Below are 12871 nucleotides of genomic sequence, written 5' to 3' on the forward strand. Positions count from 1 at the left end.
ATTTTTTATAGAATAACATAGGTCTGTTCATGAACCAATTGGATGTTGTGAAATCTATTGAAGCAAAAGAGAAGTTTCACCGATGACAAATATTACTTTCCATGGATACTTCGCTGGCCATTAGGAAGTTGTAGAATTTTGGAAAAAACATATGGAATTTGTAGTATAATAAAAAAATGAATGATCGTGGATGAGGAGTGAAAGATATGATAAAGGTTGTAAATGGGGATATTACTACACTTCAAAATGTTTCTTATATTTGTAACGCAGCAAATGGAATCGGTCCGATGGGAGGGGGAGTAGCCGCTGCGATTCGAAAAGCGGGCGGTCGAGAAATTGAAGAAGAAGCAATCAGCGTTTGCAAAGAACAAAATCCAATGCCTGGCAACCTTTATGTCACAAATGCAGGAGCCCTTCCATTCAAAGGGATTATTCATTTAGTGACAATGAAAGAACCTGCTGGGAAAACCTCTTATGATATTGTCAAAAAGTGCTTGCAACATTTAGTTCTCTACTGCCAAGAAAACGGGATTCATAAGGTAGCACTCCCAGCTTTAGGAACCGGAGTAGGAAAATTAAATAAAGAACAAGTTGCTGTGATTTATAAAGAAATTTTAGAGCCGGTGAATGACATTGAATTTCTAGTCGTGGATATCGATCAAGAATTTATTCAAAGTTTTAATAAATGCTGATGTGCATAGAATTGAAGATTAAAGAAGATATTTTCGGTTGTTGTGAAAAAATCAAAACTAAGCATTTGTTACTTGTTTTGCTTATGATCCCTTGGACAGCAAATCGGGTTATTGTTCAATTAACAGAAAACGTTTAAAACATGTTCAGGACATTTTTAACTCGTTTCATTTCTTTTTTGTTATCAAACAATTCTTCCACGAGAATTTTTTGACCGTTTGCTACATCCGTGATTTGTTTGTCCATCTGCTCGATCTTTTTTTCGACTTTCTCAAATCGTTGATTAATTTGTACAAGCTGTTGATCAATTTGTTCAAAACGATGATCAATTTGCTCAAAACGACGGTCGATTTGTTCGAAGCGAAGATTCGTTTCTTTTGTATGATTTTTTAGCTGATCTGCCAGTTCTTTAATTGCTTGTAAAATCATTTCATTTGAAATATTTGACATGGGTATGCCCCTTTCTTCATTTTATAATTCGCTATCATTATAACATCAAAACATGTGCTTAGCACGTTCTAATTCGACGGAATACGATAAAAAAATAGGAGAAAAAGCCGATTATCGTAAACATATCATTTCTTTTCAAACTATTGATTTTCCTCTTTATTCCTCTAAAAAAAGAAGTCAAATTTATCTCAAAAATACTTTTTACTTTCACCTAAGCAGCCTTTTTTAAAAATATGTTGACTTATGAGTCGAATTTTCTATATAATGGTATTGACTGATCAGTCAACTATTATGATCCGTCCCAAAGGAGGGAAAGTATGAAAATTGTTGATCTTAAAAATTTGACTAAGAGTTATAAAAAGAATCGGGGAATTGTAAACCTTACATTTTCCATTGAAGAAGGGGAAATTTTTGGTTTTATCGGTCCAAATGGAGCAGGAAAAAGTACAACGATTCGAACGCTTTTAAATTTCATTTATCCGACTAGCGGAAGTGCAACAATTTTTGGAAAGGATATTGTCAAACACTCAAAAGAAATTAGACAACACGTGGGCTATTTGCCGTCTGAGATCCATTATTACGATGATATGAAGGTAATCGATTTATTAAAATACTCAGCTCACTTCTATAAAAAATTTGATGCAAAAAGAATGAATGACTTGGCGGAACGGCTTAATCTAGACCTTAATCGAAAAATTGAGGATCTTTCATTTGGAAACCGAAAAAAGGTTGGAATTGTCCAGGCGCTTTTGCATGAGCCTAAACTCCTTATATTGGATGAGCCGACTAGCGGACTCGATCCACTAATGCAAAACATCTTCTTCGAGCTTCTAACAGAGGAAAGAGAGAACGGTACAACCATTATTTTCTCTTCCCATATTCTTTCTGAAGTGCAAAAGATGTGTGATCGGGTCGCCATTATTAAAGAAGGGGAGCTTGTAAAAGTAGAAACGATTGAAAATCTAACGAAGAACAATTTGAAAAATATTACCATAACATTTGAACAATCAGATCGAATTGATTTCTATCTAGAGGGGATTGTCAAAAAAGAAATAAACGGCAACGAAATGACGCTGCTTTACAGCGGGAAAATGAAGGACCTTCTAAATCAAATAAATACCTTGCCGGTTCAGGATCTATTAATCGAAGAGCCGACTCTCGAAGAAATATTTATTCATTATTATGAAAAGTGAGAGAGGGATCAAAAATGATTTTCAAAAGAGAGTTTAAGCGAAATTTAAAATCATTGATCATATGGAGCATCGTACTCACTGGTCTTATTTTATTGACATTAAGTATTTTTCCTCAATTTGCAGAGCAGCAAAAATCGATGGAAAAGCTGCTTGAGGTTTATCCGGATTCAATTAAAAAAGCGTTTGGCATGAATCAATTAAACATGGGAGACTTGCTTGGTTTTTACGGCGTCGAAATCTATATAATGACAACCCTTTTAGGAAGTATTTACGCAGCCATTCTTGCGTCTAATATCTTGGCAAAGGAAGAAAATGAAAAAACGATAGAATTTTTGCTTTCAAAGCCCATTACAAGAAGCCAAATTGTAACAGAAAAGCTTTTAGCCGTTTTCGTAAATGTATTGATTTTGAATGGGGTTTCGACGATTGCAAGCTTAATTGGATTTCAATTTGAAAAAGACCCTGATGTTCCGACAGAGCCATTTAGTTTACTGATCGTTGCAACAATTTTGCTTCATTTGACATTTGCTGCGATTTCATTTATGTTGTCATCAATCTTGAGAAAAACGAGAAGCATCCTTCCCATCTCACTTGGGATTGTCCTAGCTGCCTACTTTATGAATGTATTGGCAGGGATATCGGAAGACTTAGAATTCCTTAAATATTTTAGTCCGTTTAAATATGTGGATGCTGCCCAAATTATTCAAGATAACGAGCTTAAGTCCCTCTATATCTTTATTATGGCTTCCGTCATTTTAATTAGTATTATAACTTCTTATATTGTATACAGAAAGAAAGATTTGGCAGTGTGATATAAAAATAAGAGGTGTTGCAATTGTATTCAGCTTTTGAAAAGCAGCCACAAGAAAAAAAAGACCTGATAATCAAAGTGTCCATTGACGAATTTGTGAAAAATGGTTATGAAAAAGCCTCTACAGATGTCATAACGAGTCGGGCTGGAATTTCCAAAGGGATCCTTTTCCATTATTTTAAGAGCAAGAAAAACCTATACCTTTATTTAGTGAATTATGTGAAGGATCTTTTAACGGAAAAAACAATGGATGAGTTAAGGAAAATTCAATCTGATGATTTTTTTGAAAGGATTCAAGAAATCGTACTGGCAAAACAACGAGTAACGGCTCTATATTTCCAAGAAACTCAGTTTATCGCAGATGCCTTTACAAATCCACCTGTGGCGGTAAAGAAGGAAATGGAAGAAATAATAAAGAAACACAACGAAACTTATCAAGAAGATTTCATGCTGGAGCATGTTTATATTAAAGATCTTATCCACACGGAAAAACTAAGAGATGATATTTCGGTTGATACCGTTATCCGCATGACGATGTTTATCGTTGAACAGCTATCTAATAAATATTTTGTTCTATACAAAAATAAGCAATTTGATCTCAAAGATCATACGGAGCCTTTGATAAGAGAACTAAATGATTATCTGAAGATTGTGAAGTATGGAATTTATAAACAAGAATAAATCTCCTTGTCCCCGCGGCAAGTAGCTGCGGGATTTTTATATATTTGTAGTAGTAGAAGAAGTTGCTCGAAAACAAAAAAGAATGAATGAAACGATTACATTCTAGCAGTTTATCCTTATTTATTTTATAAATACAAGTTGCATAAGTCATTATCATTATAACTCGTTTCGCCTCATAACTAGTGACACAAGAGTGCGTCTAGGAAAGCCATCGATTATCCGCACGATATTCTTTTTTTTCTTTTGGAAAAGTAACTTGCAATATTTCATGCAATATTTTCTCCCATATAAAAAACTGCACCTGAATTGGTGCAGTTTTTTATATGATCATTGATAATAGATCGGAGCATTCGGCCCAAGGGGTAGACCTAATAACATCCAGAGGATTAAAACGATCACCCACACTATGGAAAAGGCAATGGTATAAGGGAGCATTGTCGATACTAATGTTCCAATCCCTACTCGTTTATCATACTTTTGAGCAAAAGCGATCACAATAGCGAAATATGGCATTAATGGTGAAATAATATTCGTCGTTGAATCCGCAATGCGGTATAACGTTTGCGTAAATTCAGGCGAATAGCCAAAATTCATCATGATCGGAACGAATACAGGTGCCATAATCGCCCATTTTGCAGATGCGCTTCCGATAAATAAGTTAATAAACCCAGTGACAACCATGAACGCAATCACCAAAGGAATCCCAGTTAATCCAATGTTTTCTAAAAAGTCAGCACCGGCTATGGCTAAAATTTTCCCGATATTTGTATGGTTAAAGTAAGCGACAAATTGACCAGCAGCAAAAGCTAATACAATGTACATTCCCATTGTCGCCATCGTATCTCCTAATTGATTCGCTACATCTTTATCACTTTTAACTTTCTTTGTGACTATGCCATATACAAGTCCAGGGATAAAAAAGAAAATTAATAATACTGGAACTAAATTTTTTAAAAACGGAGAGTCAATAAACTTCCCGTCTCCTCCAAGTGGTCCAAACCCTGGTATAGCTAACATCACTAAGAATACAGAAGTAATGATGATTGAAATAAATGCCGCCCATAACCCTTTCTTTTCAATTGGATTTAAGTACTCGACATCTTCTTTCAAGCCGCCTTCATATTTACCTAAACGAGGTTCAATAATTTTTTCTGTTACAAGTGTCCCAACAATCGTCAATATGAAAACCGAAACGATCATAAAATAGTAGTTCATCGCATAGTTCATTTGTTCTGCATATGCTGGATCGATAATTTTGGCTGATTCAATCGTTAGTCCTCCTAAGAGTGGGTCTAAGGACGTTAACAGAAGGTTTGCACTAAACCCTCCAGAAACACCGGCAAATGCCGCAGCTAAGCCCGCTAACGGATGACGTCCAAGACCAGCAAATAAGACAGCCCCTAAAGGAGTTAACACAACATAGCCTGCATCAGCGGCCATACTGGACATCACACCGCCAAAGACAAGTGCAGCTGTAATTAACTGTTTCGGTACAGATGTTACAAGAGCTCTTAACGCTGTACTAATGAGTCCAGAACGTTCTGCAAGACCAATCCCTAGCATCGTTACTAATACAGTTCCTAATGGATGGAAATCAGTAAAGTTTGAAACGGCACTTTCAAACATATACTGTATTCCTTCTTTACTTAATAGATTAAACACTTCAAGTTTTCCTGTTTCAGAAGTTGGATCCTCTACTGAAACTCCTAACATCGATAATATGGCAGAAGATAGAACGACGAATCCTGCACAAATGAAAAATAATGTGATTGGATGTGGAAGTTTATTTCCAATACGCTCAATCCAATCTAATGAGCGCATGACAAAAGCATTCTTTGTGGCTTTCCTGCCTTCAGTCATTTTGCTCCTCCTTTTTTCAAAAATTATTTTAAAAATAAAAAAATACTAGTAAAAATTATAATGAAAAAGATAAAAATAAAAAGGTTTACGAAAAAATACAGAAAAGAGCATTTTTTAATTATTTTAAAATAATTCATAACAAAAGAAGTAATTTAGGGGATGATAAGTTAAAGACCTTTTCCTACTTCAGCTACCTCTTTTAGAGAAATTTCATTTGGTTTTGGTACAAATAGAAGAGCCATAATTCCAACAATAAATAATATGACTAAGCTAAAAACACCCATTTTCGAATTTCCAGTCATTTGAGCAGTAAAACCAACTAAGAGCGGCCCCATTATGGAAGCAAACTTTCCAAAAATATTATAAAAACCAAAAAATTCATTGGCATTTTTCTTTGGCACGAGTTTTGCATAATAAGATCGACTCAATGCTTGAATCCCACCCTGTGATGAAGCGACAAGCATAGCTAAAATCCAGAAGTCAATGGTTGTTTCTAAGAAATAAGCATAAATACATACGATAATATAAATGATAATTCCTACATAAAGCATGTTCTTTTCCGTAAATTTCTCCGCTAATCTTCCATATAAAATAGCAAAAGGAGCAGCCACAACTTGCGTTACAAATAAAATGATTAAGAGGTCTGTCGATCCAATTCCTAAATCAGTACCATACGCTGTAGACATCGAAATAATCGTTCCAACTCCATCAATATAGAAGAAATAGGCGAGTAAGAATAAAAAGAGAGGACGGTATTTTTTAATTTCTATTATCGTTTTACCAAGACGTTTAAAGCTATTAACGACTAGTATTGCTTCACGTTCAATATAGTGAAATTGATGAACATTTTTCAAAAGTGGTATCGTGAATAAAAGCCACCATAAAGCAGTGATGAGAAAGGCGATTTTACTAGCAATGGTGGTTGAGAACGGCAATAATTCAATTTGAGACAAAATGATAATCGCGATACTGATGATAAAAGGAATCGTACTTCCGATATAACCTAATCCAAAGCCAAAGGCTGAAACTCGATTCATACGTTTTTCATCGGAAACATCAACAAGAAAGGCATCATAAAACACATTCGCACCAGCTGATCCGACAGTCGCAATGGTATAACACATGAGTAAAAGGAGCCATTGATCACTTGGAATAAAAGCTAGTAATCCAGTTGCTGAAACTCCTAAAATAAAGAAAAAAGTAAAGAATTTTTTCTTATAGCCTTGATAGTCAGCGATTGTTCCTAAAATAGGGCTTATCATCGCTAATATAAACGTAGCAATCGCTATTGTATAGCCTAAATAAGCCGTAGAGTTAGCGGCACTCACCCCAGCATTTGTAGCGGCCGCTTTATAAAATAAAGGGAGTACAGCGGTTGTGATAATAATCGAGTAAGCAGAGTTTGCCCAATCATAGAAAATCCAACTCTTTTCCTCTTTCGAAAAACCTTTCATGAGACGACCTCCCTTGTAAACTGTACTTTCATTTTACTAAAAAAGCAGTTTACAAAATGAATAATAGGAAAATTTTACGTATTTTTTACATTTTTAATAATTCCTCGATAATCTTTCCATCCGTTTTCCCTAATTCAAGACCAAGTAAACGCGCAAACGTTGGTCCCTCATCAACAAGACGCATTGATGGGATGACGACATTGGGGCGAATTCCTTTACCGGTAGCCATAAAAACCGTTTGGTAATCATCTTTTTTAGGAGAGTACCCGTGGCTCGCAAACGTATAGCGTCTTTCTTTCACATCATTTGCCGTAATGTTATCGATGTATTCACCATCAAAATATTCTTTGAAATAATAGCCTTTTTGCGCTTCAATCATGAGAAATGCATTCCCATCAGCACCCATTTGAAAAGCTTCTTCACCTGAAATTACCCGCTTGATTCCGTTATTTTCATCTTGAACTACATAGTCAAAAAGCTCTTGAACCATTCTTTTAGTTTCTGAATCGGTCTCATCTTTTACATAAATATAAGCGGATCCATCACAGCTTTTACAATAAGCCTTCCAATCTATTACTTTTCCTTTTGGATTAACGTAAATAAGTCCACGCTCTTTCAGTAAGACATTTGGCTTAATGGCTTTGGAATGATCGAGTTGACTATGGTCTCCAAGCGCCACAATCGTTGATTTTTCATAAATACCAGTTTCCTTTAATGCATCGATTATGCGACCTAGCCTATTGTCGTGACGTAAAATAGCAGAAGCGGCTTCCTTTGAAGAAAAACCGTGATAATGCCTCTGTGTATCTAAGTCAACAAAATGAACAAGTAATAAATCTGGCTTTTTTGTTTTCATCGTATGAACCGTCGATTCCAGGACAAAATCATCAAGCTCTGGCTGACTTAATCCTTTTCGAATGTGGCCAAAACGAACATTCATTTCGAGTTGGTAAAAAAAGCTACCATTCCATAAAGATACTGGGATTTGATGGTGCCAAGGACGGTTTGCAAAAATTTCGGGCATATGATAATCGATTTTCGCTCTAGCTGTGACAGGCCATAATAATGCGGCCGTTTTCATTCCTTGTTTTTTTGCTTCATCATAAAGAGTTGTACCTTTAATATTTTTGCGGTGCCAATACCAATCTGGGGAGTGCATACCAGGCTGAAGAAATGTGTTATTGATAACACCGTGGCGATTTGGAAAGTTACCTGTAACAATCGACGTGTGACAAGGATAGGTAAGAGAAGGATAAATCGTTTCGACATTTTCACAGTAAGATCCGTTCTCTAGAAGTTCATTAAAATGAGGAAGTTCCTTTAACATTGGAAAGTCTAAAGAGGAAAGACAATCAAACGAAATCACAATCAAATGGTCTGTAAGCCGTTTCATCATAACCTCCAAAGAATGATAATTAGAGCTTTTAAACATTATCTATACTTTAATCATATAACAGATATATGGACATGGATAGAGAAAAGTTTAAAGAAGAACTATTATAGAATGCGAGAGATTAAGTATTTATGCAATATATTTTTAGTTCCTAACTGTAGTTGAGCAATTCTGATTACAATAATTACAAATAAAAAAACAAACAGGTTACCCCTTATGTCACGTGGAGCTGTTTTTTCACAGAATCAATGGGAATATTTTGTTTCACCGCATGGTAAATGAACTCCACGAGGCTATGTCCTTTTCTCTTACGCAGGAGATCGAGCACATCCGAAAAATTGCTGTTGGATTCGAACATACTATACACATAAGCAAGTTGTACAAAAATCCAATACCGTTTCATTACTTGACGTTCGCGAACACGGAATCCATAGCTTCAGGGGGAGATGAAGTCCAAAAAGAAGCAAATGTAGATGATGAATGTCCGTCATGAGGCTTTTGAAGGACAAAAATAAGATAGAAAGCATAAGAAGTGTCCTTCATTGGATTAATGAAGGACATAATGAAGATAGAAAACATAAGAAAGGTCCTTCATAGGACTAATGAAGGACATAAATAAGATAGGAAACAAGAGAAATGACCAAACGTTGTGAAAAATTTGTGGATTCCTTGATGATGTGCTAATCTACTCATGAGACATGAAACTCCTTGTAGGTAGTTGGTAGCACATCTATTCTAACCAAGGAGTTGGATTCCTCTCTCCTTTTTTGTTTGGATGTAAATTTATGTTAGGGAATTTGCTCATCTACATTTATTTTTTAAAATTTATTGAGAATAAATCTAAAATTAGGTGAAATGAAAAAATGGTAATTAATAATAATGTTTTTGAAGAATTTTTTGATATTAACAAGTATATTCCTCAAACGTTGGATTTAATTACTTGTAATGATGGTTCAGTGTTTTATCTGACAAATGGTAAACTATTGGGACCCACAGCATGGGTGTTGAAAGGTGCCACAATTGATTCTTCAAAAGTTTATTTGAAATATCAAGGATTCACATAAAAACATGTTACTAATGAGATTCATGAAAAACATCAAATAATAAAGGTTGAAAATGGTTTTTGGAAAGTTGTGAGACGAATTATTAAAACAAACTTAAACATATAACATTTTTGGATAAAATCCACTTTTCCAGAGCTGGCTCTAAAAAGATCTTACAGAAGATATTTTTTGAGCATTCTTTGTAGATAATTATTAATAATAACTAAAAGTAAAAGATATGTTCCATTGAAGTATTTATATGATGATGATTAGGTTTTTCGCTCATTTGTTAATGATATGAAAGTTAAAAAGTTGACAAAGTTTGTCACAGAGGAGATGACCATATTGAAAGCAGGATGGAATTTTGATAATAGTTACGCACGTCTACCGGATCGTTTTTTTAGTAAGCTTAATCCTACACCTGTAAAAGCACCGGAATTGGTTATACTCAATCATGCATTGGCTAAATCTCTCGGTTTAGACGAAGAAGTATTGGAAAGCGAAGAGGGAGTAGAAGTATTTGCCGGAAATCGTATTCCAGAAGAAGCAACACCGCTAGCCCAAGCCTATGCAGGCCATCAATTCGGTCATTTTACTATGCTTGGAGATGGAAGAGCCATCCTATTAGGTGAGCAAATCACTCCAAATGGTGAGCGGTTTGATATTCAGCTGAAAGGGTCAGGAAAAACCCCATATTCACGTGGAGGAGATGGGCGTGCTGCATTAGGTCCGATGCTACGAGAATACATCATTAGTGAAGCGATGCATGCCCTACAAATCCCAACGACACGAAGCCTTGCTGTTGTGACAACAGGTGAGACGATAATACGTGAAAAGGAGCTTCCTGGATCGATTTTAACGCGCGTCGCATCCAGTCATTTGCGTGTTGGAACTTTTCAATATGCCTCGCAGTGGGGAACGCTTGAAGAATTACAAGCCCTAGCAGACTATGCTTTAGAACGACATTTTCCAAACTTTGTGGAGGCAGGGAATCGTTATCTTTTCTTGCTTGAAGAAGTAATGAAACGACAGGCAGAACTGATTGCCAAGTGGCAATTAGTCGGTTTTGTTCATGGGGTTATGAATACAGACAATATGACCATCAGTGGAGAAACCATTGATTATGGACCTTGTGCATTCATGGATACGTTTCATTACGAAACAGTATTCAGTTCCATTGATTATCATGGTCGATATGCTTATGGAAATCAACCATATATAGGAAGCTGGAACTTGGCAAGATTGGCAGAAAGCTTAATACCACTATTACATGAAGATGAAGATCAGGCAATCGAAATGGCAAAAGAGGCCATTACCCAATTTTCAAAACTGTATTATCACCATTGGCTTGAAGGAATGAGAGCTAAGCTTGGCATTAGTAATGAAGAAGATCAGGATGAAATATTAATTAAAGATCTTCTGAAGATGATGCAAAAATATGAAGCAGATTACACGAATACTTTCCGCGCCTTGACATTGGGTCAGTATGAAGGGATGGAACTATTTAACACCAATACATTTAAAGAGTGGCACGAGAATTGGAAAGAAAGACTAAAGAAGCAGCCCGAATCAGAAGAAACCGTTCAAGAACGTATGTGTAAAAATAATCCAGCCATCATTCCACGAAACTACCGTGTTGAAGAAGCACTAGAAGCGGCAGTCGAAAAAGGTGACTACAGTGTCATGGAGAAGTTCCTTCATGTTCTTTCTGACCCTTACGCATACACGAAAGATCAAGAAGAATACACGGAACTCCCACCACCATCATGTGAGCCATACCGGACGTTTTGTGGGACGTGACATGAGCCTTTGTAATAAGAAGTCATAAATGGGAGTCCTTGATAGGGCTCTCATTTTATAATACGTGTATAAATCATCAAGCTGATTGGCCGATTTCACTCTGTGAAAGTTGAGTTTTTCATAACATTCTTGAAAATCAATTAAACCATTAAACTAAAATGTTATTATAATAAAGAAAAACATTCTCTTATATTTTAACTTCCCTCGAAACCATTTCGTACTAAATAAGTTTAGAGAAAGACCCTAGTATCTAGGTCAATAGTAAAAAAGGAGTATAACTATGTACAATCTCTTACTTATTGAAGATGATACACAGTTAAGCACACTTATTAAGGAATATTTAGAGTGCTACGGGTATGTTGTGCATCAACCTATGAATTTTTCTAATATTGTAGAGGAATTTAATAGTCTAAAACCCGTTTTAGTATTGTTGGATATTAACTTACCTTATTATGACGGGTTTTTTTTGTGCAGAAGTTTTCGCAAAGATTCTCATGTTCCAATCCTTGTCATCTCTGCCCGCAGTCAAGAAATGGATCAGATTATGGCGATCGAACTTGGAGCAGACGATTATATTACAAAGCCCTTTACCTTTGAATTACTTCATTCTAAAATCAAAGCTGCATTAAGAAGAGTATACGGGGAGTACGCTCACAAAGAAACGATAAAAACTTGTGTTGGTCCGTTATGTATTGATGGCAACACTCTTACTTTATGCTGCCATGAGAAAAAAGTTGAATTAAGCAAGAACGAGTACAAGCTTTTGAAAAAATTAATGGATAACAACGGCACTTTTGTATCGAGAGAGGAGCTCATTGAGGAAGTATGGGATTCGGTTACATTTGTAGATGATAATACACTAACTGTAAATATAAGTAGAATCAGAAATATACTTTCAGAACTGGGGTATAGTCGTGTGATTAAAAGTAAAAGAGGGGTAGGATATATATTCGATTACACTAGTGCTATGAGGGATAACCATGCTTAAACAAATTTTAGTAAGATTTTTCAAAGACAGGTTCCTTTTTATCGGATTTTATCTGGCAAATATGATCTGCATCATCACTTTTTTTCATCTTAATGAACCGGCAAACGATGAGTTTTTCTATCCTTTTTCCATAGGGTTATGTTTATTAACGATTTTCCTAATAATTGATTTTTTCCGCTATCATGAAGCAAATCGGGCGGTCGAGCATATGTTAAGGAATCAATTTATAGAATTCCATCCACATACAGAGGAACAGAAATTGTTTCAGCAACTGTTAAATAAAATCATCCGAGAACAAACTGGCAAATATCATGAACTAAAAGAGCGAAATAAAGAGAGAATCTATTTTTTATCCCATTGGATGCACCATTTAAAAACACCCGTTTCCGTAATTGAGCTAATAATTAATAAAGAACTCAACTTTCGCAGTGAAAAATTTATGATTAATCCTTGATTTGATAGGTTTCTTTGGGTATCTCATATTCACTTGACACTGAAAAAATTCGTC

General features: G+C 35.6%; 12 protein-coding genes and 1 pseudogene. 8 read left to right on the forward strand and 5 right to left on the reverse strand.

What is annotated here, in order from left to right; translation table 11 throughout:
- The first annotated feature begins 206 nt into the window (after window positions 1-206).
- Window positions 207-692 carry a macro domain-containing protein gene (locus J2S06_RS14285; protein ID WP_419152722.1) on the forward strand — a complete coding sequence of 162 codons (486 nt, stop codon included), beginning with the start codon at window positions 207-209 and terminating at the stop codon, window positions 690-692.
- A 133-nt stretch (window positions 693-825) separates the two neighbouring features.
- Here J2S06_RS14285 and J2S06_RS14290 read toward each other — a convergent pair whose 3' ends face one another.
- The gene (locus J2S06_RS14290) at window positions 826-1140 is read right to left on the reverse strand and encodes a hypothetical protein (protein WP_419152723.1); all 315 of its coding nucleotides are present in this window, start codon (window positions 1138-1140) and stop codon (window positions 826-828) included.
- A 317-nt stretch (window positions 1141-1457) separates the two neighbouring features.
- Between J2S06_RS14290 and J2S06_RS14295 the strand changes: the two genes are divergently transcribed.
- Genes J2S06_RS14295 through J2S06_RS14305 form a run of 3 tightly spaced genes read left to right on the forward strand, consistent with a single transcriptional unit; the run spans window position 1458 to window position 3825 of the window.
- Window positions 1458-2333, forward strand: a complete 876-nt coding sequence (locus J2S06_RS14295) for an ABC transporter ATP-binding protein (protein WP_419152724.1) — start codon at window positions 1458-1460, stop codon at window positions 2331-2333.
- Window positions 2334-2347: 14 nt separating this feature from the next.
- Window positions 2348-3145 (forward strand): ABC transporter permease subunit, encoded by a 798-nt coding sequence (locus tag J2S06_RS14300; protein WP_419152725.1) that lies wholly within the window; start codon window positions 2348-2350, stop codon window positions 3143-3145.
- A gap of 23 nt (window positions 3146-3168) precedes the next feature.
- On the forward strand, window positions 3169-3825 hold the full coding sequence (locus tag J2S06_RS14305) for a TetR/AcrR family transcriptional regulator (protein ID WP_419152726.1): 657 nt from the start codon (window positions 3169-3171) through the stop codon (window positions 3823-3825).
- Window positions 3826-4152: 327 nt separating this feature from the next.
- On the opposite strand, the gene J2S06_RS14310 is transcribed toward J2S06_RS14305, so the two are convergent.
- The 4 genes and pseudogenes from J2S06_RS14310 to J2S06_RS14325 all read right to left on the reverse strand — a co-directional run.
- The gene (locus J2S06_RS14310) at window positions 4153-5685 is read right to left on the reverse strand and encodes an AbgT family transporter (RefSeq protein WP_419152727.1); all 1533 of its coding nucleotides are present in this window, start codon (window positions 5683-5685) and stop codon (window positions 4153-4155) included.
- Between the two features lie 167 nt (window positions 5686-5852).
- The gene (locus tag J2S06_RS14315; RefSeq protein WP_419152728.1) at window positions 5853-7139 is read right to left on the reverse strand and encodes an MFS transporter; all 1287 of its coding nucleotides are present in this window, start codon (window positions 7137-7139) and stop codon (window positions 5853-5855) included.
- A gap of 85 nt (window positions 7140-7224) precedes the next feature.
- Window positions 7225-8535 carry an alkaline phosphatase family protein gene (locus J2S06_RS14320; protein WP_419152729.1) on the reverse strand — a complete coding sequence of 437 codons (1311 nt, stop codon included), beginning with the start codon at window positions 8533-8535 and terminating at the stop codon, window positions 7225-7227.
- Between the two features lie 211 nt (window positions 8536-8746).
- Window positions 8747-8935, reverse strand: a pseudogene (locus J2S06_RS14325) (IS701 family transposase); the annotation flags it as partial.
- Between the two features lie 460 nt (window positions 8936-9395).
- Here J2S06_RS14325 and J2S06_RS14330 point away from each other — a divergent pair.
- The 4 genes from J2S06_RS14330 to J2S06_RS14345 all read left to right on the forward strand — a co-directional run bounded on the left by J2S06_RS14330 (window position 9396) and on the right by J2S06_RS14345 (window position 12817).
- Window positions 9396-9596, forward strand: a complete 201-nt coding sequence (locus tag J2S06_RS14330; protein WP_419152730.1) for a hypothetical protein — start codon at window positions 9396-9398, stop codon at window positions 9594-9596.
- Between the two features lie 315 nt (window positions 9597-9911).
- Entirely contained in the window at window positions 9912-11375 is a 1464-nt protein-coding gene (locus J2S06_RS14335; RefSeq protein ID WP_419152734.1) for a protein adenylyltransferase SelO, read from the forward strand.
- A 280-nt stretch (window positions 11376-11655) separates the two neighbouring features.
- Window positions 11656-12363: a response regulator transcription factor gene (locus tag J2S06_RS14340; protein WP_419152731.1), complete on the forward strand. Its 708-nt coding sequence runs from the start codon at window positions 11656-11658 to the stop codon at window positions 12361-12363.
- A complete protein-coding gene (locus tag J2S06_RS14345; RefSeq protein WP_419152732.1) occupies window positions 12356-12817 on the forward strand; it encodes a hypothetical protein in 462 nt (153 codons plus the stop codon). Before J2S06_RS14340 ends, J2S06_RS14345 begins: the two co-directional genes overlap by 8 nt.
- Window positions 12818-12871 lie beyond the last annotated feature (54 nt).

The organism is Bacillus alveayuensis (genome assembly GCA_030812955.1).
Classification (GTDB): Bacteria; Bacillota; Bacilli; order Bacillales; family Aeribacillaceae; genus Bacillus_CB; species Bacillus_CB alveayuensis.

Bases quoted from the DNA above. Each gene is read 5' to 3' on its own strand.
- J2S06_RS14285 (WP_419152722.1), top strand. From the start codon at position 207: ATGATAAAGGTTGTAAATGGGGATATTACTACACTTCAAAATGTTTCT.
- J2S06_RS14290 (WP_419152723.1), bottom strand. From the start codon at position 1,140: ATGTCAAATATTTCAAATGAAATGATTTTACAAGCAATTAAAGAACTG.
- J2S06_RS14295 (WP_419152724.1), top strand. From the start codon at position 1,458: ATGAAAATTGTTGATCTTAAAAATTTGACTAAGAGTTATAAAAAGAAT.
- J2S06_RS14300 (WP_419152725.1), top strand. From the start codon at position 2,348: ATGATTTTCAAAAGAGAGTTTAAGCGAAATTTAAAATCATTGATCATA.
- J2S06_RS14310 (WP_419152727.1), bottom strand. From the start codon at position 5,685: ATGACTGAAGGCAGGAAAGCCACAAAGAATGCTTTTGTCATGCGCTCA.
- J2S06_RS14315 (WP_419152728.1), bottom strand. From the start codon at position 7,139: ATGAAAGGTTTTTCGAAAGAGGAAAAGAGTTGGATTTTCTATGATTGG.
- J2S06_RS14320 (WP_419152729.1), bottom strand. From the start codon at position 8,535: ATGATGAAACGGCTTACAGACCATTTGATTGTGATTTCGTTTGATTGT.
- J2S06_RS14330 (WP_419152730.1), top strand. From the start codon at position 9,396: ATGGTAATTAATAATAATGTTTTTGAAGAATTTTTTGATATTAACAAG.
- J2S06_RS14335 (WP_419152734.1), top strand. From the start codon at position 9,912: ATGACCATATTGAAAGCAGGATGGAATTTTGATAATAGTTACGCACGT.
- J2S06_RS14340 (WP_419152731.1), top strand. From the start codon at position 11,656: ATGTACAATCTCTTACTTATTGAAGATGATACACAGTTAAGCACACTT.
- J2S06_RS14345 (WP_419152732.1), top strand. From the start codon at position 12,356: ATGCTTAAACAAATTTTAGTAAGATTTTTCAAAGACAGGTTCCTTTTT.